13 protein-coding genes and 1 tRNA gene are annotated in these 20,517 nt (G+C 32.5%); 8 read left to right on the forward strand and 6 right to left on the reverse strand.

All coding sequences use genetic code 11. The features are described 5' to 3' along the window. Positions 1 to 15: 15 nt before the first annotated feature. Positions 16 to 5,922, reverse strand: coding sequence for an alpha-2-macroglobulin family protein (locus tag NG806_RS08115; protein ID WP_214831564.1), 5,907 nt, complete (start codon positions 5,920 to 5,922; stop codon positions 16 to 18). 18 nt (positions 5,923 to 5,940) lie between these two features. Between NG806_RS08115 and NG806_RS08120 the strand changes: the two genes are divergently transcribed. The 3 genes from NG806_RS08120 to NG806_RS08130 all read left to right on the forward strand — a co-directional run bounded on the left by NG806_RS08120 (position 5,941) and on the right by NG806_RS08130 (position 8,414). Beyond that, positions 5,941 to 6,696 (forward strand): UbiA prenyltransferase family protein, encoded by a 756-nt coding sequence (locus NG806_RS08120; protein WP_214831565.1) that lies wholly within the window; start codon positions 5,941 to 5,943, stop codon positions 6,694 to 6,696. 3 nt (positions 6,697 to 6,699) lie between these two features. Further along, positions 6,700 to 7,779, forward strand: a complete 1,080-nt coding sequence (gene recF, locus NG806_RS08125; RefSeq protein ID WP_261512625.1) for a DNA replication/repair protein RecF — start codon at positions 6,700 to 6,702, stop codon at positions 7,777 to 7,779. A gap of 341 nt (positions 7,780 to 8,120) precedes the next feature. After that, complete coding sequence (locus tag NG806_RS08130; RefSeq protein ID WP_214831567.1) at positions 8,121 to 8,414, forward strand: hypothetical protein; 294 nt, start codon at positions 8,121 to 8,123, stop codon at positions 8,412 to 8,414. On the opposite strand, the gene NG806_RS08135 is transcribed toward NG806_RS08130, so the two are convergent. The 3 genes from NG806_RS08135 to NG806_RS08145 are packed head-to-tail and all read right to left on the reverse strand — an operon-like array spanning position 8,392 to position 12,169. Further along, the gene (locus NG806_RS08135) at positions 8,392 to 10,422 is read right to left on the reverse strand and encodes a site-specific recombinase (protein ID WP_261512626.1); all 2,031 of its coding nucleotides are present in this window, start codon (positions 10,420 to 10,422) and stop codon (positions 8,392 to 8,394) included. The two genes, NG806_RS08130 and NG806_RS08135, sit on opposite strands and share 23 nt — an antisense overlap. 13 nt (positions 10,423 to 10,435) lie before the next feature. Next, positions 10,436 to 11,080, reverse strand: coding sequence for a monofunctional biosynthetic peptidoglycan transglycosylase (gene mtgA, locus NG806_RS08140; RefSeq protein WP_214831569.1), 645 nt, complete (start codon positions 11,078 to 11,080; stop codon positions 10,436 to 10,438). Positions 11,081 to 11,122: 42 nt separating this feature from the next. After that, the gene (locus NG806_RS08145) at positions 11,123 to 12,169 is read right to left on the reverse strand and encodes an ABC transporter substrate-binding protein (protein WP_261512627.1); all 1,047 of its coding nucleotides are present in this window, start codon (positions 12,167 to 12,169) and stop codon (positions 11,123 to 11,125) included. A gap of 47 nt (positions 12,170 to 12,216) precedes the next feature. On the opposite strand from NG806_RS08145, the gene NG806_RS08150 reads away from it, so the two are divergent. Beyond that, positions 12,217 to 12,290 (forward strand) — tRNA-Arg (locus NG806_RS08150). A gap of 269 nt (positions 12,291 to 12,559) precedes the next feature. Here the strand turns inward: NG806_RS08150 and NG806_RS08155 are convergent. Together NG806_RS08155 and NG806_RS08160 are read right to left on the reverse strand one after the other, a co-directional pair. Further along, positions 12,560 to 13,231: a hypothetical protein gene (locus NG806_RS08155; protein WP_261512629.1), complete on the reverse strand. Its 672-nt coding sequence runs from the start codon at positions 13,229 to 13,231 to the stop codon at positions 12,560 to 12,562. Between the two features lie 472 nt (positions 13,232 to 13,703). Beyond that, positions 13,704 to 14,249: a hypothetical protein gene (locus NG806_RS08160; protein ID WP_261512631.1), complete on the reverse strand. Its 546-nt coding sequence runs from the start codon at positions 14,247 to 14,249 to the stop codon at positions 13,704 to 13,706. 91 nt (positions 14,250 to 14,340) lie between these two features. On the opposite strand from NG806_RS08160, the gene NG806_RS08165 reads away from it, so the two are divergent. The 4 genes from NG806_RS08165 (at position 14,341) to NG806_RS08180 (ending at position 20,440) form a co-directional block, all read left to right on the forward strand. Then, positions 14,341 to 14,574 carry a helix-turn-helix domain-containing protein gene (locus NG806_RS08165; protein ID WP_214831573.1) on the forward strand — a complete coding sequence of 78 codons (234 nt, stop codon included), beginning with the start codon at positions 14,341 to 14,343 and terminating at the stop codon, positions 14,572 to 14,574. Between the two features lie 167 nt (positions 14,575 to 14,741). Then, positions 14,742 to 17,921 (forward strand): KAP family NTPase, encoded by a 3,180-nt coding sequence (locus NG806_RS08170; protein ID WP_261512632.1) that lies wholly within the window; start codon positions 14,742 to 14,744, stop codon positions 17,919 to 17,921. A 192-nt stretch (positions 17,922 to 18,113) separates the two neighbouring features. After that, complete coding sequence (locus NG806_RS08175) at positions 18,114 to 19,238, forward strand: helix-turn-helix domain-containing protein (protein WP_261512633.1); 1,125 nt, start codon at positions 18,114 to 18,116, stop codon at positions 19,236 to 19,238. A gap of 155 nt (positions 19,239 to 19,393) precedes the next feature. Further along, positions 19,394 to 20,440 (forward strand): serine hydrolase domain-containing protein, encoded by a 1,047-nt coding sequence (locus NG806_RS08180; protein WP_261512634.1) that lies wholly within the window; start codon positions 19,394 to 19,396, stop codon positions 20,438 to 20,440. Positions 20,441 to 20,517: the final 77 nt, after the last annotated feature.

Genomic DNA, 20,517 nt, shown 5'->3' on the forward strand with positions numbered 1-20,517 from the left:
CCTATTAGCCAAAAATCATTCCAAAATCTGAATATTGCTACCTTTCGTATGGGCATTCATCTGCGGAGCATAATAATTCTGCATGGTTGTAATTCCATTGGAGAACTTTCCAGATGCATTGGCTACAAAATCATATTCAAATACATATTTTCCTTTTGGCATATATTGAATATAGAAATTAGTAGAAGCATCCTTGGTAGCCTGATAATAACCCAAACTATTTTTCCATTGGTATCCTGACAATACATCTACAGGTTCAAATCCTGCAGCACGCATATCTTTAATATGAATAAATTCCATGGCACGGTCTGTATTCAGAATCATTCTTACTGTTACTTTATCTCCCACTTTTAATGGAGTTTCAGCAGAGATTTTCTGCAATTCTTCACCATTTACCGTTTTTACTTTTTTATAAAGCTCTTTGGTAATGGAGATATAGTTTTCTGATGATTTTATTTTATCTAAATCTTCGTAATACTGCCAGAACAATCCTCCCTGAACAATTCCAGGGCCAGGTTTTGTGATGGTAACTGTACCTAAGTTCTTATCTACAATATCTGTTTTCACCGTTGATTTTACATATCCTGTTGCCTGTGTTTGTGGTGCAAGTTCTTTTCCACCCCAAACGATTGTTGCTTTATCACTTTCCGCACCAGTCCATGATTTTCCAGAATTAAGAATGGTAAAAATCACCTCTGAAGTTCCTCTGGAACTACCCCATGAATTGACTTCTTTCTGAGTCACCAACCAGATCTTCATATCTTCAATGAATTTCTGATCGTTCGGTTTCAATTTATTAAAGGCTTCTAAAGCTCCGGCATGATTCACTACTTTTGAACTGAACCAACCCCAATCATTAAGGTTTTGTTTCCAATATACTCCCTGTGTTTTAGTATCTGTAGAAGTTTCTTTCAAATACGTCATCAACTTATCTGAAGTATCTTTCATTCCGTAATCGCTTAACAGCAACGCGGCACGGTGAAGTCCAAAGAATGTGAAGTCTGTAATTTTTGCTGTTTTAGCTTTTTGTTTTACCAATGTTTTTAATGTTGCTCCTTTTCCTTTTAAAGGATATTGTTTTTCCCAATAATTTCTGGTATCCAAATAATCAATAGTCCAGTTATTCCACACATTTTCTTTCGTATCAGCATATTTATTGATTTCATTATCTACATACTGTACCAATTGAGCAACCATTTCATTTTGTGTTGAGCTTTGGTAATCTTTTACATTATCTTTTAACCAAACATTGATCTTTCCTAAGTTTTTAAGGATATACAATGAAACGCTATAAGAACTAGGATAACCTGCGTACCAGGAGAAACCTCCATCCGGATTTTGTAATTTTTTGAAATCATCCCAATCCTGGTTGATTGAATTCTTCATCGTATTGGCATCAAATAATAATGCCAGTTTCTGCATCTGCTCCTGTTCGTTTTTACTTTCCAGTACCCAAGGGGTTTCTTCCAATAACAGTTGCTTTAATTCCTGATTCTTTTCAAGATTAGAATTCAATAATCCTTTGCTTTGGTACTCTTCAAAGATCGTTTTCATTTTTGGATTTGCCTTAAAGATCTCAGAAGCCAATACATCTGCAAACCATTTATTGAAGATCACATCAGCTGAACTGTTCTGATCATTTTTCAAACTTGGAAGAGCAAACATAATTTCCCAGATAGGATTCGTCGTCAATTCCAAAGTATTTGAAACATTGGCAATACTTGTTGATGTTGCGTTTTTAAGGTTATCCAAAACAAAAGTCTTCGTTTCACCCTCTTTTACAAAAACAGGAACGGCATCTGTTACCAGCATTCTATTTGGTAAAATAGCAATCGCTTGCTGTTCTCCATCAGAATAAGCACCCGCTTTTGCTACTACTTTTAAAATGATGGATGAAACATTATTCGGGACTTTTACTTTCCATGTTACTACTGAATTTCCACTTTCATTTAAATCAAAATTCTGAGTGCTTGAATTCAATCCGAATTTTGAAGAGATATCTTCATTGGTAAAGGCATCCAGGATTTGTAAATTTGCAGAGCCACTTAATTTCTTAGCGGTTAAATTAGACAATTTCGATTGAAGATTCAACTCATCCCCTTCTCTTAGGAATCTTGGATAGTTAGGTGTTACCGAGAATTCTTTCTGTGTTACCACTTCTTTCTCTAAGGTTGCAGCTCTGGCATCTTTTGTATGCGCCAGGAACATCAGCTTCCATTTTGTTAAAGCTTCCGGAGAGGTAAATTCAAAGTTTACATTTCCTTCTGCATCCGTTTTCAGGTCAGGATAGAAAAATGCTGTTTCATTAAGGTTTTGACGAACCGGAACTTTTTCTAAAGATTCTGCTCCTATTGAATCATCTTTGTCAATTACACCATCACCGTCTGCTTGTTTAGCAGCATCAAAACCTACACTTTTACGAGCATTATTAGCCTTCATTCTTGTAGTTGGTGCTGGTAAAGCGACAGAATAAGCTGCTTCTGTTACTGCTTGGCGCACTGTTACACCAGCTACCTTTCCTTCTAGCTCCTGAAGTGCCCCTCCATAATAAAGTGAGTTATCAAACCAATCAAAAGCCGGTACCTCAACATACTTACCATTAAAATATTTCAATCTTTTTTGATAATATTTTTGCTGAAGATTCTGTCTGATATCATAAGAAGTGATAATGCTATATGGTGTATAAATATTCTGCCAGTTAAAGCTATTAACAGCAAACTGATCCAAAGACATATCATACATATTCGCCAATACCTCAGCATTGATCTTCTCTTTCTCGTTTCCTGAAACTTTTACGGTCCATTTTTCCTTAGAGTTGGGCTCCAGTTTATCTCTAAACGTAACCGTTTCAATCTTCAACGGCTGTTCAGAATTTTTTATTTTTAAATTAACAGATTCAGTCTGTATATCATTAAATGCCACAACCTGAAACTGGATATTTAATGTGGCTACACTTTTATCCTTAGGAACATCTACTGAATATTCTAAAATTCCGTTCTTTAGTTTATAACTTTCAGAAACTGTATTTCCAGATCCGTTTTGAACAAACACATTCACCAAAGCATCAGGAACTGCTGAATACACATAGATTTTTGCTTTTTCACCTCTTGCTACTTCAGCTTTAGGCTCCAGAACCTTCAGGAATGTTTTCTGATTGGGTTTTAAAGAACCTTTATCCCAAACACTGAAATTCTGTACAGATTTTATCGTGTCCTTTCCTTCCATATTATACAGTTCCAATTGATAGTCTCCCGTTTCCAGTTTTCCTAAATCAAGATTGGATATTAATTGCGTATTATCAGCAGAAGGTTCCTGAATTTTATTGAAAATAACTTTTCCAACTTTCCAGTTCTTTACTTCATCATTCTTATCATATAGATCATGTGGGAATTTTTTGATGAATTCATCTTTACTGAATTTAGGTAAGTTCTGAACTTCCTTTTCGAAATTACTTCTGAAAATCCTGTCAGGTGTTTCTAATTTGGATAATTTAACCTGATATGATTTTTTAAGGTTCTGTTCGTTGTAATTTTTTGTTTCTACTTTTACTTTTACATTCTCATCAGCAAAAGTATTCTTGATCTCTTCTGCTTTAATATAATGAGAAACTGAAGCTACTTTTAATTGTGTATTGGCTGTCTGTGTCTCTCCATTAATATCCGTTGCAGAAGCATTGATCTCGTAGTTATCGATCTGTATACCTTCCAGCTTTTCATCTTTTTTAAGATCTAAACGAATAACAAATTCTCCTTTTTCATTAGTTTTTGCCTCGCCCAGAATAGAGTTTTCATTATCATCACCTTGTGGATACCACCAAAAATATCTCCAACGGATATTATGTTTTTTGATTTCGTAACTTACCGTTGTGTTACTTAGCGCAACACCTGAAAACATCGCTGCTTTTCCTTTTAACTCTATGGTCTGACCATATTTATATTCTTCTTTTACAGGATCAAAAGTAACTTCGAATTTTGGTCTCTTATACTCCTCCACTCGGATATCTTTATATCCCTGGGTATCACCATCAGTAATCAGATAGAATGCACCATTCAGTTTTCCTTTTGGTAAAATAAAACTTCCATGATAAGATCCAAATTCATTGGTCCTGAAATTCTGTACGGAAACTTCCTGGCCATTGGTATCCTGTAATGTTATTTTTTGTTTTAATCCAGATGCTATTGCCTCTATTTCTTTATCAATTCTGGTATTGATTACTTTAAAATATACCGTCTGTCCCGGTCTGTAAATCGCTCTGTCAGTAAAGATCTGAGCCTTAGTACGGTTTTGTTTATTAGGATTATAGTCATCAGAGTAGCCGTCATTACCATACACCTGCATGATCTGATAATCTTTCGTCTTTGGCTGCTGAATTAAAAATGTTCTGTAATAGTCTTTATCCGTTGTTGAAGGAAATTTGAAAACACCTTTATCACTGGTTTTTCCTTCTATTTTATTTAAAGTTTTATTGGCTACAAACTCATAGAAAGTAAGATTTTCGTTAGTAACCGGTTTGCCATTTTCACTGTTTACCAGTTTTAGTTCGTTTGAAAGTTGGTTTCTATCTGTTTTATTTTGATAGATCACTTTATTATTAGAAACTAAGAAGTAAAAATTCTGATTGACATCAAGATCTTTAGAATCGGAGCCTGCAACAGAATATTCTGCAACATAAACACCGGAAGGAAGTGGCTGGATTTCTAAAGAAGTTTTATGAAGCTGATAATCCTTGGGATCAGAAAGCTGATAGGTTTCTTTTCTTACAAGATTTTTTTTCAATTCTCCAAATGTATTTCCATAGGAGCTATTAATGTATTTCATTAATGAAGTGAAATTATCTTTTACCTCATAGATATTCAATGAAAACTCAGAAACATTTTTATATTCCGTGACTAAATGAATCGGAAGATTAGCCTGAGTCTGTTGTTCATATTTAATATTAAGATTCGGATTGGTAATCTGATTTTCTTTGTTTTTTATGTTTTCCAGAAATAAAGATTTGGGATATTGGCTTTTGGCCTGATCAGCAATAGCTAATGCTTCTTTTGATTGTTTTTTCGCAAGATATTCATTCATAATATCCTCCATAATCAAAACTTTATAATCTCCTTCCGGACCTGATTTTAAAAGATTCTGAAGTTGGGTTAATTTATCTTTACATTGATTTGAATTACAGTTTTCAGAAAGTTTCTGATGCATAAAATAAAGCTTTGCATTTCCTGTATTCTGCGCAATTAATTCATCATAAATAGTATTAATCTGAACTCTGTTTTCACTAATTTCATTTTTTGTGAAAAGGCCATTATCAGATAAGAAAGTGATTTTTCTTAAAGAATACCAATCCCATAAAGTCGGAAAATAGAGGATATCATTAGTATTGGAAAAAGCAGCCTTATATTTCTCCAGTGTTATCTTCTTCATTTCCTGCTTCTGCTGGTCGAGATCTTTGAAGTTTTTACTGAGATAATTTTTAAAGTCAAGCTTGCTCCATGTCTCTATTTGTGAAATATCTTGTGAATTCACATTCGTTCTGCCATTGATCTCCCAGGAATGCTGGCTATAATAATCTAAAAAGAAACCACTCAGAAGTACATCATAGACCATTTTCTCATTGCCTTTCAGTTGCTTTTGGGTTTCCTGTAGTTTACTAAAGAATTTTGAAGCAGAATTATTCTGATCATCGTCTGTTGTCTGATTTACAATACTGAACTCTGCTTTGAGGGAACTGATCAACTGCAGCGTATTATTTTCTTTCATAGCTTGTTTTTGTATGTCTAAAACAATGGGAAGATTTGATTTATAAGCTCCTTTCTGGCTGTTGTCGGCAATTTTTTTCCACTGATCATCGTAGTATTTCTGTGCAAAAACAGCTGAACAATTCAGCATTAAAAGCAAAAGCATAAAAACCTTGGAAAATCTTTTCATAAATGTTATTTTTGATAAATGAATTTCTTAAAAGTACTGAAAAAATATGGCATAGACAGTCAAATTTATGTCTCCTTAATGGGAACTCTTTTCGCAGTATTTTTCATGAGAGAGCAAAACACATTCCGTTTCCCTTCCTTTTTTTTAATTTTCATCACCTATTTCAGTGGTTATCTTTATACGAAGTATCAATACACTAAATATTTCTTTAAAATATTAATATTAAATGGTATAGCAGGAGTAATTTGTGCCTTTCTGATCATTCATAATCATAACGAAATAAGATTACTTAAATGGTTTATTATTGTTGTTTTAGGATTATTATATAACAGCATTTTCCTGGAGGTTTATATTAGAAAAATTCCTTTGTTAAAGGTTTTTTATGTAGGATTGGTATGGGCTCTTATTAACTGTTGGCTTACTTTACAAGAGTTCAGCCTACCCATTTTTCTAATCAGCTTCTTTTTTATCACAGCTTTAGTACTTCCTTTTGATATCAGGGATATGCAAAGTGATACAGTACAAACCTTTCCAAAATTAATTGGTATTCAGAATACAAAATACATCGCCTATCTACTGGTATTTATAAGTACCATCATTTCCAGTTTCTATCTGGATTATCCTTATTCGTTTTCTTTTTTTTTAACAAGTATTGCCACCTATATTCTTATCTATTTTTCTGAAAACAAGAGAGATGACGCTTATTTTTCTTTTGGGGTGGAAACTTGCTCTGCACTTCCTTTTTTATTTTTAGGAATAATGAAGTATTTTTGACAAATGATTATTAAGAAACTTTCTCTGTACAATTTTAAAAACCATGCTGAGAAAAAATTTGAATTTTCGCCTCAGATCAACTGCTTTGTAGGGAATAATGGTGTAGGAAAAACCAATATTTTAGATGCATTGCATTACTTGTCTGTAGGAAAAAGTTTTTTAGGAAATACAGATCTTAATAACATCAAAAAGGAAGAAGACTTTTTTACGATCGACGCTGAGATTCAAAATGATGAAAGTGAAGATACTCTGAAAATATCTCAACCGAAGGAAGCTAAAAAGATCATTAAAAAGAATGATAAAAGCTATGACAGGATGTCTGATCACATTGGATATTTACCCAGTGTAATGATCTCTCCTTATGATTCCAACCTGATTTCCGATTCCGGGGAAAGCCGGAGAAAATTTTTGGACTCCATGATCTGTCAAACCGATTCCGGATACCTTTTTGATCTTATGCAATATCAAAAAATTGTTCAGCAAAGAAATGCTTTATTAAAATATTTTGCTAAAAACAGGTTTTTTGATAAAGACGCTTTAGAAATTTATGATGATCCGATCACTAAATTCGGGACTAAAATATTTGAAAAAAGACAGGAATTCGTTTCTCAGCTAAATCCCATCATACAGAACTTTTACCATATTATTTCCGGGGGAAAAGAAATGGTTTCCGTGATCTACGAATCTCATTTACTGGAAAACTCTTTTGAAAATTTATTAAAAGAAAGCCTGGAAAGAGACCGAATGTTAACCTACACTTCAAAAGGGATTCATAAAGATGACCTCCTTTTTGAAATGGATGCTGTTTTAATTAAAAAAATAGGATCTCAAGGTCAGCAAAAATCCTTTCTTATTTCATTGAAACTTGCTCAAATGAGCCTTGTAAAAGAATTAACAGGAAAGACTCCCATTCTTCTTTTAGATGATATTTTTGACAAACTGGATGACCACCGTGTTGCTCAACTTATTGAACTCGTGAATCAGGAGAATTTTGGACAAATTTTCATTACGGATACCCATAGGGAACGCACAGAAAGTGTGGTAAAAAAGATCAATGAAGAAAGTATAATTTTTGAGATATGATGCGGTGCTCGGTGTGGAACGTAGAATTAATTTTTCCTGTTACAAAAATGATTACATCCGCTTTTTAGTATTCAGCCATGCAAGTAATGATTAAACAATACATCATTTAGAAAAAATTACAGTACTATATCCCGAATTCGTGTTAGAATTTGAAACATTAAAGACAGAATATAATACATTAGGCGGAAAAATTAATAACTATAAAAAATAGGTAAAAGAAAACCGGAACGAAAGCAAACCATAGCATATTTTAAACACAATAAACATTCCTCAAGAACCTCGAAACATATACCTTGGACCTTGAACCTGCATTTCGAACCTCGAACCCACACCTAATAACAATGAGAAAGAAAAAACGAGAATATCAGTCATCAGAATTAGTAAAATCCTTCGCCAGAATACATGGCTTTGAGGACAAACTAATAGCATTTGAAATTAAAGATTTTCTTGAAGACTATCTTGACGAAAGTCTTTTCAATGAAATCAGAAGTGTTGGCATTCAGGATAAGTGCATCATTATAAAAATAGATTCTCCATTATTGAAAAATGATTTCAAAATGCGCAGAAGCTTCTATCTTAAAAAATTTCAGGACAAATTTGGGGATGATAAATTTAATGATCTTCAGATTTTGTAGACATGGTATTACTCATCAGATCGTCTGCTTTTTTATCTAATCCCGAGCTCAGTGGAAAGAAAAACTTGAAAGGATGATTGAAAAAGTATTTGAATATTTCTTTATAAATTTCACTTACCTGTCCAAAGTTCAATTTTCTTGATCGGAATGCCAAAAACATGGACAAACCAAAACTTACCAAGAAGTTAAAGAATCCAATTAAGAATACAGTGAAAAAAGAGATCCAAAAGGTATAAGAATCTACAGAAAAATCTTTCCCATATAATCCAATAGCAAAATTTCCTGCTGCAAAGGTAATATGTCGAATATCCAGATCCAGCCCAAAGAACAATCCTACCGGAGCTGTAGTTCCAAGGAAAACCCCAAACCAAAAATTGGAAACAATTCCGGGCCAGTTTTTAGCATAATATTTAGAAAGACTTTTAGCAAATTTCGCTCCTAACAACTTTCTAATGGAAATGTTTTTTGCTATCCTTTCAGGGATCTGATAGAATACCGAGTTATTACCGATATTCCCCGAGATAATCCCAGAAATAAACAGGTAAAAACCGGCAATACTAGCATGTAAAATAGCTTTCGACTGAAAAGGGTCTAAATCTTTAAGTAATTTATCCGATCTTTCTGCCGCAAGGTTTTGAGAGAAAAATACATCCAATCCATAAATTATAGCCAAAGCAATTGGAAATGAAAGTGCTACATTTCCCACAAAAGCAATAAACTGACTTCTGAATAATTTGGATACCAGATGGGCAAATTCCGTATTATTCCTTTTACTGTTTCCTTCTTCCGACAATACCTTGGTCATAGTAGCAGCCGTCATTGCGGGCTGCTTAGTTGCCAGTGTAAAACTCATCAGGTAAATCATGACAAAGCCCATTGCATAATTCATAGAATACAGAAATGCATGAGAAAAATCACTTCCGGGAATATATCCGTAAAGCATTTTTAAAACACAAAGCGCTCCTACAATAATCCCACCACCACTGGCTTTGTAGAACATTTTCATGTATTCTTTCTTAGTGGATGTAATATAATGGGATCCTGTTTCGGCTGTATGATTAGTGATAAGGTGAGAGATCAACCTTGTACTGTCATTAATAAGTTCTGAAATGTTATTCTTATGGGATTTATAACTGAGGATATTAAAAACCAGCTGTTTGGATTTAATAATAACATCATCATCATTATTGATAACCAGTAGTTTTACTATTTCATAGATCCTTTCCGTCTGTTGACGGATCTTCAAAAGAGACTGATTGATCTTTCCTGAAATCCCATATTTAGAAGAGTTTTTAAAAGCAATATTTACAAACTCCTGACATTGCTGCGTGTATATTTTAATCTGCTTATAGCGACTGTCTTTAGAATGTAACTGGAGATCCGGATTCGTTTCAAGCTCTGCAGCAAGTCCTTCCAGTTCATTTTGTAAGGCAAGAAAAGGATTGTCGAAATTTCTATATTCAGGAGCCATTCTTACAACTTCCACTTCCATAGCCATTCCTGTTACCCGCCATGAAAGAATGTTCATAGAAAAAACGAGTTCCTTTTTGACGTTATTGTTGGTTATAAAATCTGAAACCCCTAAAATCGTAAGAAATTCATTGACCTCATTTTCGGGTAAATTATGAAGATATTCCAGGTCTTTCTTTGGTCGCAGACTTATATTATCTATCAGATACCAAACTGTTTTTTCCTTTTCTACAGGTGGCAGGACTTTGTTAAGAATCCTTTTTTTAAGCTCAGGAAAGAAAGCGTTTTCAGAAAGAATATTGGCTTCTGTAAGAGACAAATTAAAGGGTCTTCCTTCAAAAATATTATGAATATAATGCTTAAAGTTTTCAGTAAAATCAGGATTATTTCTAAAGAAATTTAGAACATCCGTAAAATCAGATCTTTTTATACTTTCTAAAAACTCCGCAAATGGCTCTAAGGAAAGGGTTTCGTTCTTAAAAGAAAAATATTTTTTAAGAACAGATTCAAAATTTGTGCTGGAATTGAAAAATTTCATTAGTACAAAGATACTATTTCAAACTAACATTTCTCATTTGTCGCAAAATCCAGTTGTGTTTCTTTGTCAGATAAGAGGACGGATTCTTAGGATCATATTCTTTAGGATTAGGTAAAACAGCAGCTATCCAGGCCGCTTCGGAGCTCGTAAGATCTTTGGAAGACTTTCCGAAATAGTATTCAGATGCAGCCTCTATTCCAAACACGCCACGCCCCATTTCGATGGAGTTAAGATACCTTTCTAAAATAATATCCTTCCCCCATACTTTCTCTATGATAAAAGTATATACAGCTTCCAATCCCTTTCTTATCCAGCTCCTTCCCTGCCAAAGAAAAATATTCTTTGCGGTCTGCTGAGAAATGGTACTTCCACCTCTTACTTTTTTTCCTTTTTCATTGTTTTTCATTGCTTTTTCAATAGCAACATAATCAAAACCATTATGAGTAAAGAACTTCTGGTCTTCAGAAGCAATAACTGCTTTCTTTACATTATTGCCCATTTCATCATAAGAAATGTAATCTCTTTGCAGTTTTCCATACTCAAAAAGTCCTCCAATCTGAGTAATGGTTATGGGTGGATTGAAAAATCTCCCCCATACAATGAACACTACATTCAAAATCAGAATGATAAACAGCAGTTGTTTTATTTTTTTCCACATACCTTCTAAAAAAGCACTACAAAAATAAACAAATACTCCGAGTTATTGCAATTCTTTCATGTATACCAACTGATAATTTGGCAGAAGTTCAGGATGGAAAATCTTAATATAATCTTTAAGAACCCAATCTGCACGTACTACACCACTTTCAAAGAAATCGTTGGCCTTTTGTTTTTCTCTTCCGGAAATACTATAGATCTTTCCTTTTGTGAATACTCCTAATTTCCCATAGAAAGGATTCATGTTCAGCATTTCTTTTTTAGAAGTATGATTTCCGGCATTTACCCAATACTGAACTTTATCTGACTTTGCGAAAACCTCTTCAAAAGTCATAGAAACAGCTTTCTCTTCTTTGTTATCTTTCAAAATATATTCTGCATTGGCATCTGAAAGATAATTCGCAACAAATGTTTTACCGCCTGACAAATACCAAACATCACCATACATTTCATTGGTTAGAACAAGTGGCTTTTCCTTACTTTTTAAGGCGAGCTGTTTGAGTTCATTGTAATTCTTTTCGATTTCCTGATATTGAGCCTGAGCTTCTTTATCTTTTCCAAAAAACTTTCCAAAAACTTTTAAGTAAGCGGTTTTCTCAAGTGGTTTCTGCTCTAGATATTCATCAAAAAAGACAACCTGTATTCCGTTATTTTTCAATAACTGATAGGTATTTTCAAAACTGGCAATATAGTTTGTAAAAATCGCATCAGGTTTTAAAGAGATTATTTTTTCAACATCATATTTCTGGTCACTTCCTACATTCTGGATCTTTCCTTCTTTAATTAAGCTTTGAATTTTTTCTGAATAAATATACTCAGGACTTGAAACTCCGATCACTAAATCTTCTGCATGTAAGGCCGAAACATACCCCATCAAACTTGCGTTTAATAAGATCACTTTCTTAAAAGGAACCTGATTGGTCTTAAAATCATAGGTGTAATTTCCCGATTTTACCTGCAATCCATTAGCTTCATCCTTGTATTTAAGCCTTTTTGAGATCACATTCCAATCATTAGACGATATTTTTTGTTCTCTTTTACAGGAAATTAGAGTACAAAACACAAATAATAGTAAAATTCTTAGTTTCATATTTCAAAGAAAAGAAAAAAGTGTTATATTTGCAAACCTTTAAGAAAGGCCTCGTGGCGCAACTGAATAGCGCATCTGATTACGGCTCAGAAGGTTACAGGTTTGAATCCTGTCGAGGTCACTAAAACGGCAAATATCTTAGATATTTGCCGTTTTTTATTTCTTAATTCTTTCAAGTTTGCGGAAAGCGTTTTTCCAGGGTGATAATAGGATCAGGTAAACACAGTGCTTACTTTTTTGAACATTTAAATTTGCTTTTCGTGTTAAATATAAGTAATCGTTTTTCTTTCAACCTTAAAAGAATCAGACTCTGAATTTCACAAAATTAAATAAACATTGCCTTCAAATTATCTATGCATAAATTAGAGTTTCAAAGAAAATAAAAACTACTTATGTTTTTCTAATTGTATTCCGCGTAAGATAGATATAATTAAACATGCAAAATGTGGCTACCGCCCCAAAAGTATGCCATAAAAAATGTGTTCCGAAACTCAACCATTCCCATTTATCAACGATGCGGAAAGTGAGTGCGAGAGCAAACGACAATAAAGCAAAGCCTACCCATTTACCTGCTTTCCACCTGGTATAGATTAAATAACTTAATACCGAAAAAAGCACAAATGAAGCCATGATTGCATAATTTACGTTGATAAAGAGAGAAGTATTATCTACCAAAATCCAATTTCTCAAAGCAAACATAAGTAGGAGATATACAAGAACCATTAAAACAGCATAGTACCATCTGATGCTCTGAGCTACAAAATAAAATCCGGCAGATAAGCAGAGCAACATAATGGGCATCCAATCCATCATGATAAATACCGGCCATTGTCTGAATGAATGGTAAACAGTTCCCCCTATGGCACCAATATATAATAAAACTAAGCAGTAGGTTAAAAAAGGATATTCCTTAAAATTACCCTTCATTTTAAGGGTCCAAAAAATGGCTATGGCTAAAAATAATAGAGCAGTTATTGCATTTAACGGCTCAGGGAAAAACTGAGCCATATCTGTTTCTTTATATAACATGCCTCCGTCCGGAGGTATTGGGTTTATCGGCATTGTCTTTTTTTTATATTATATTTCCAGGCATGCTTTAGAGTGCAAAATACAAACACAAGCCGTTTTTTTAAACATTCGTAAACATTATACTACTATACTTCTTCTAAATATAGAAAAAATTATGGTATTATATACCTGGATGTGCCCGATTGTATTTTATAAAAATGTTAATTCTACTTCTTATACCAATAAACCAGATTGATTATTTTTTGATTCAGTTTGAAATTATTTTTTGATTAAAAAGATAAACGCAAAGTTTATTAATAATTCCGCTTTATCTTAAGGAGCAAAGTGATGCGACTTTGTCGCTGATGAAGCAGTATGCTTATCCATACGCTTCGATGAATCAACTTCGTTGATTCTATTCTTTGCTTTCTTACCATCAACAGTTTCAAAAATGAAAACTTTGCGTCAGAAAAACGCTTCATCTGTATCAAATACTCCCAATCATTTATTTAGCTGCTCAACCTTCTTATCCTGAAGTGGTGTCAGCCATCTTCTTTTCTCTCCTTCTTTGAAGAATAAGGTGTGCAGCATCCAGCATTTTAACCGTATGGATGTAGGGCATAACCATATTTCTTTCCGGTAGGTTTTCATAAACGCCCATTGAGAAATAGGCAATTCCAGACATAAAATAATCAAATTCCTTGATGCTGTATTCCCTGAATGCTGTTTTGAAAACCAGCAGCGGATTCCGGTATTCCTTCTCCGAAAGCAAACCAAGAACCAACGGGGAAATCTTTTCCGGCCGGGTATCGACCGTCCATTGCCTTTCCTTCAGCATGATGAGATATCCTGCCCGGATCAACGACCTCATCGACTGGTGAAACTGGAAGATCACCGCCGGATCTTCATTGATCCAGCTATTTCTCTTTACCGCATAATTCATAATATTACTGAGCCTTTCTTTGGAAACATCCAGCTCATTGAACTGAAAGAACGTTTCCATCAACTGCAATCCGGAGTGCTTCTTGCCTGCCCTAAACCGGGGAGCAAAATCTGTTTTTATCTTTTTCATTGTTTGTATTTTTTATAAATGTAGTAAAAGAATTTCAATCACGGTCGATCGACCGTGATTTTTTATTATTTAATTACTTCATTTGTTTTCTATGACAGATATAAACGAAAAAATTTGTTTATACATTACAAAAAAATGGTTGATACCTTGGCTTCAAGAAGGCAAGTCACAAAATTCTTTTGCCAAAAATCATGGCGTAGAAGAAAGTACCATTAGAAAAATTAAAAGTGAAGAAACTTACAGAGTACCAGTCGAAACACTTTTTAAAATATGTGAAGCAAGAAAAATTAGTTTATCTGATTTCTTTAAACTTATAAATGAATAATCCTGACGAGAGTTGGGATTTTTTATGTCAATATTGTCAATTTTTCTTACTAAAATAATTAACAATCATGCATATATACGGGAAACCACATTGATATTTATTGTTATTTTCCCTATTTTTGAGATATAAAAACTAATTACAACACAATAACTGGGAAAATTCAAAATATGGAGAAAAAAAATAATGACAGTAATGAAAACAAATATAAGTTCTTAACTAATAAACCTTTAGGTGAAGACTTGTTTAAAAATAAATCCCAAGATAAAATAGCAACAGTAATAAGTGAAAAAATTCTCGATGAGGAAGGATTTAAGATTATTGGTATAGATGGAACTTGGGGGTCAGGAAAAAGTAATTTAGTACAATTAATAGAGAAAAAAGTAGAAAAAACTCATAAATTCTTTATCTATGATGTCTGGGGGCATCAGGAAGATGAGCAAAGAAAAGCTATATTAGTAGAACTAACTGAGTTCATTAAAAATGACAAAGATCTTCTTAAAAAGAATGATAAAAAAAATTGGGATGATAAACTAAAGATATTATTGGCTAATTCAAAAGAAACAACTACCATTAATCAGCCGTACCTAAGTGTTGGATTTATTTTTAGCTTGCTATCTATTGTTTATATTCCGACTGTCAATGTATTTAAGGATTCTATTAAAGATTTCTTTCAAATAGAATCATGGTTTTGGAAATTAGTATTGGTAGCTTTTCCAATTTTTATTGTTATTGGTATTTATATTTACAATCTTATTAGAAATTGGAAAAATAAAAGGGGATTTTGTAGGTCATTTCGATATGCCGCTGAAGAAACTTTTCAGGTATATACTAATAAACAGAAAGAAGAAACAAAAATTGAAACAATTTCTGAAAACCAACCATCTGTTAGAGATTTTCAAAAATGGATGGAGGAAATTGACGAAGATTTAAATAAAAAAATAATCTTAGTCTTTGATAATTTTGACAGGTTACCTAAAAAACATATTCTAAATATTTGGTCTTCTATTCATATATTTTTTGCAGAGAAAAATTATAAAAATATTAAGGTGGTATTACCTTTCGATAGAGAGCATATTCAAAATGCTTTTAAGGAATTGAATATCGATGGAACTGATAAAACTTTTGGTGATGATTACGTGAATAAAACTTTTGACATTGTTTTTAGAGTAACACTCCCGATTATGTCTGATTGGAAGCAGTTTTTTAAGAACCAATGGGAGAAAGCTTTTATTAATTATGATACAAATGAATTACGTTTAGTAATACAAGTTTATGAGTTTTTAAATAAAAGAATCACTCCCAGAGAAATTATTGCTTTTGTAAATGAGATTTTAACTATTAAACTTTTGGATGAAAATTTCAAAGAGAGATATATTGCAGTATTTGTTTTAAAAAAAGATGAAATTTTAAAAAATCCCTTAAAGGCCATTACAGATTTAGACTATTTAGATGGTTTAAAATCAATTTACTTTAATGATTCTGATTTTTCAAAGCAAATAACCGCAATCATTTATCATATTGCGGTAGACGATGCAATTGAGCTAATTTATACTCAGGAGTTAAAAGATGCATTAAACAGAAATGATGTGGATACATTTAACTCTATTTGTAAGTCTGATTTTGCAGATTCGATTTTTATGTCAGCAATTGTTGATATTGATATTTTAGAAAATCCAATTAAGACCTTATCTGAAATTCAAAAAGACACCAATATTCCTGAATTACAAATTGAACAAGCTTGGAAAAACTTTTATTATAAAGTTATAAATAAAAATCCTCAGACTGAAAAACTTGTAATTGAAGACTGGCAGCTAATTTTAATTACTAATTATAATGATGATAAATATTTAAAAACTTTATTACTCCAATATACTGAATTAATTACTGATTCTAATATAGCAGCATATACTTCTTTGATTGACCGCTTAATAGATGGTGTAGGAAGTGATAGAGTATTGCCTTTATTGGTTCCTAAAAACATTCAGGCTTCAAATTTTGTTGAGTTAGTGGAAAACAAGGGGAGCGATTATAAGAAATATAGACTAAGCTCAGATGGTAAATCTATTGATAAATATGTCTCTGAATTAAAAATTGATAATATTTTAGAATTAGATAATACTGATGTATTGTGTCAAGATTTTGTTTTAAATGATTATAAGAAACATTTAAAGATAAATTTGAATACTGCTGTAGACCAAAATGATGTTCAGAAAGTAAATGATATACTTTTAAAAATTAAAGAGACTACAAAAAATGAAAGTGCAGCATTAAAGGATTTATTAGATGATGGTAAAATATATACTTTTTATGTTGGTAATAGTTCATCAACACTATCAATTATTAACGACTTAATTGCAATGAGAATTGCGAGAGGGGCAAAATTCAACACTTCTTATAGAACATATTTTACTGATATTTTAAATACTAACGATGAAGCCAAAGCAAAGGAGATTGGAGGTGAAATTCTAAATTATGTTTCATTTGATGAACTTTTAATTAGTTCCGAATATTTTAGTGACTCCATATTATTTAAAAATATTATTTTGAGTATGTTTGCCAATTCATCTTTAGACAAATGGGCAGATATTAAGAAGCTGATTGATAATTATGATAAAATTAAATCTTCGCTAAAACTAAAAGATGACCAGCTACTAAATGAGTTAGATGAATGGAAAGTAGAAAATTCTGATTTATTTTTAGGTGATTTAAGTGATGAATTTATTGATGATTGTTTTAATTATAATGATTTTTCAATATCAAAAAGTTTTATAGAAAAATTTAATCGGGAATTTCAAAGTTTAGATAATGATGGTTATATAGCTGTTTTTGATTCTGAAAATAATATCCACTTTAAATATTTTGATTATTTGGGCACTATGTCTCTAACTCAATCCTCTTTAGATGTATTTAAGGAGCGGTTTTTATCAAAAATTCAAGAGGGTAAAGATAGTGAGCATTGGTGGAAAATATTAGACAAATATGAAGCGAATAACCCTAATTTATCAATCGAAAATAGTTTAAAAGATATTAGAGATCAGTTTTTAAACGGGAATATTGAATTAAATCTTGCTACAGCACAAAAAATTCTACCATTTTTTATTAAGTATGATTTATTAGATCCCTCAACAGATATTTTTAGAACCATTATTAAAAACAGTTTTTTAAATAATAATGAATTTTTAGATATTTTATTACAATATACGGATTATTTGAAGAATTTATATCAAGCAACTGTTCAAGGTCAAAAGGATGGATTCCGAAATATAATTAACGAGAAGAGAGATAGTAATAAAAAATTAGAGCAATTAGCTAAGCAAATTGGAATCAGAAAACCAAAAGATAAGTAATAACTATCATATATATTTTAAAAATACAAACTTGCCCTCCAAAGCCAAGAGACTTTGGACCAAGTTTTAAGCAAATAATCTTATTTACCAACTCAAAATTGGAACACTTTCCACCAGCGCACAATATTTAAAAAATGATTAATAACAATCATTTCTCTTTATGACTTATATCCTATTTTTGTAAAAAAACTAATGGACAAATTAAGTTTTCTGGAAGTTATTGCTGCGATAGCGGTTTTTATATCGCTGCTGCTTTCTGTTTTTTTATTAACGGTAAAAACAGAAAGAAAACTGGAAAACAGATTATTTGCAGCGTTCCTTATCATGAATGCCATTGATATCAGCGGAATTTTCATGCACCTTTTTGTGGACAGCTATAATCTGAAAGCTTTCAAAATATCTGCTTACTTATTGGTAATGCCTCTTTTTTATCTTTACGTGAATGCTGTTTGTTATTCTGATTTCACCTTAAAAAGAAAGCATTTACTGCATCTTATTCCTTTTACTGTTGCCAACTTAATGTTGGTTCCAAGACTTTATCTGGCAGAAGGTGCTGCTAAAGAAGCTTTCTTTACCACGATGTGGCAATCTCCTGAAATGTTTGTGTATCAGCTCATCGGGGAACTGCAGTTTTTCTTTTATATCGTTGCCGTATTCATTGTGCTTAAAAAATATAAGAAGATTTATCTTGAAAACTACACGAATCCCAACACCTTGTTATACCAATGGCTGTTTCAGCTTACCACCATTTTCCTATTCATCCATGTATGTATTATTTTTAAAAATATCATACGATATACGGCATACAACGATCTGTTTATCTGGATCCATATTGTAGCGGGAACTTCCTTTTTACTGGCTGCCTGCTGGTTTATATTAAAAGCATTAAATTATCCAGAGCTTTTTCGAAGAATTGATTCTACGTTACAACCGACAGAAGATTTTGCAGAAACATTAGAAACTGAAAATAAAACCGATGAAACAAAAAGCATTCAGATCGAACAGCTTAAAAAATTTATGGTTGAAAAAGAACCTTTCCTGGAACCTTCATTAACGATTCAGGAATTAGCGGACCAGGTGAACATTCCTGTTCGTGAGTTGTCCGTATTGATTAACCATCACCTTAATCAGCACTTTTTTGATTTTGTAAATGAATACCGCGTTAAAAAAGCAATGACCCTTCTGAAAGATCCCACGAAAAAACAATATACGGTGTTAGAAATTTTATATGAAGTGGGTTTTAATTCAAAATCTTCTTTTCATACATCATTTAAAAAATACACGAACCAAACGCCAACAGCATTCAGAAATAGTTGATAATTAATTCATTGTAAATAATCGAACTTTGAATTGCAGATAATCGGACTCATTGTATTCATTAAAATGAGTCCGACTTTTTTATATGGACTTTTTTCAGGATTCTCTACAGCATATTTGCGTCAGATTATGAATATCAAATTAAAATTCTGACCATGAAATATGTAACCCTTATTTTATTTTTTGCCTTAGTTGGGTGTAATAGTGTTCACCCAACCCATCAACAAAATATTGAAAATGCCATTACAAAAAATGCTCTTCAGTTATTAGAAGACAAAAGATTTCATTCTGTTTCCATTGCCGTGCTTAAGGATGGAAAATCTACCATCAAACATTTTGGAGAATTAACAATTGGAAAGGGAAACAAACCCAACGATTCTACCCTTTATGAATTAGCTTCTGTCACTAAAACTTTTACAGGTTATGTAGCCGCTAAAGCCGTACTTGATCAAAAAATACATTTAGAGGATGATATCAGACTCTATCTTAACGAACCATACCCCAATTTAGAGTTCAAAGGTGAGCCTATAAGAATCAAACACCTCATCACCCATACCAGTGGATTTCCTAATTTCCCTATAAAAAGCGAAAATAAGAAGGCTTTTTTTGAAGGATTGAAACTCATCAAAATTGAAACGAAGCCGGGAGAAGTCTATTCTTATTCAAACACGGCTCCGGAGCTGACCGCCTATATCCTTGAAAAAGTGTATCAAAAATCTTTTGAGGGATTGGTCACTGAATGTATTTTGAAGCCCAATACCATGAACCAAACAAAATTTACACTCACTGAAAATGACAGAACAAGATTGGTAAAAGGTTATAACGATAAAAACGAGTTAATGCCTAACTTCAACAGAACTTTATGGGGTGGAATCTCAGGATTGCACTCTACAACAACAGATTTAGTGAAATATATGAAATTGCAGCTTGACCAGTCAAACCTTATTGTCAACGAATCTCATAAAAAATTATACAAAGAAGGTTCTGATTTTTGGGAAGGATATCATTGGTACATCATAGAAAATGGTAATGAATTCATTTACAGACATCACGGTGGTATATACGGAATGCAGAATTGGTTTGTGATTTATCCTAAACAAAATATAGGAATATCCATATTGACCAACACCAGCTTTAATGAAACTGGAGAAATTTTAGAAAAAGTAGTTGATAAGTTGTATGATGACATCAAGGTAAACTAAAAAATAGGCAACAATATATTTTAATGGACTCAATCTAATCTTTTAGTAAGAGCTTATGATTGGAGCATGAGAATGGG

It is taken from the genome of Chryseobacterium paludis (assembly GCF_025403485.1).
GTDB lineage: Bacteria > Bacteroidota > Bacteroidia > Flavobacteriales > Weeksellaceae > Chryseobacterium > Chryseobacterium paludis.

Bases quoted from the DNA above. Each gene is read 5' to 3' on its own strand.
- NG806_RS08180 (WP_261512634.1), top strand. From the start codon at position 19,394: ATGAAATATGTAACCCTTATTTTATTTTTTGCCTTAGTTGGGTGTAAT.
- NG806_RS08160 (WP_261512631.1), bottom strand. From the start codon at position 14,249: ATGAAAAAGATAAAAACAGATTTTGCTCCCCGGTTTAGGGCAGGCAAG.
- NG806_RS08115 (WP_214831564.1), bottom strand. From the start codon at position 5,922: ATGAAAAGATTTTCCAAGGTTTTTATGCTTTTGCTTTTAATGCTGAAT.
- NG806_RS08145 (WP_261512627.1), bottom strand. From the start codon at position 12,169: ATGAAACTAAGAATTTTACTATTATTTGTGTTTTGTACTCTAATTTCC.
- mtgA (WP_214831569.1), bottom strand. From the start codon at position 11,080: ATGTGGAAAAAAATAAAACAACTGCTGTTTATCATTCTGATTTTGAAT.
- NG806_RS08175 (WP_261512633.1), top strand. From the start codon at position 18,114: ATGGACAAATTAAGTTTTCTGGAAGTTATTGCTGCGATAGCGGTTTTT.
- recF (WP_261512625.1), top strand. From the start codon at position 6,700: ATGATTATTAAGAAACTTTCTCTGTACAATTTTAAAAACCATGCTGAG.
- NG806_RS08170 (WP_261512632.1), top strand. From the start codon at position 14,742: ATGGAGAAAAAAAATAATGACAGTAATGAAAACAAATATAAGTTCTTA.
- NG806_RS08135 (WP_261512626.1), bottom strand. From the start codon at position 10,422: ATGAAATTTTTCAATTCCAGCACAAATTTTGAATCTGTTCTTAAAAAA.
- NG806_RS08120 (WP_214831565.1), top strand. From the start codon at position 5,941: ATGAATTTCTTAAAAGTACTGAAAAAATATGGCATAGACAGTCAAATT.
- NG806_RS08155 (WP_261512629.1), bottom strand. From the start codon at position 13,231: ATGCCGATAAACCCAATACCTCCGGACGGAGGCATGTTATATAAAGAA.
- NG806_RS08130 (WP_214831567.1), top strand. From the start codon at position 8,121: ATGAGAAAGAAAAAACGAGAATATCAGTCATCAGAATTAGTAAAATCC.
- NG806_RS08165 (WP_214831573.1), top strand. From the start codon at position 14,341: ATGACAGATATAAACGAAAAAATTTGTTTATACATTACAAAAAAATGG.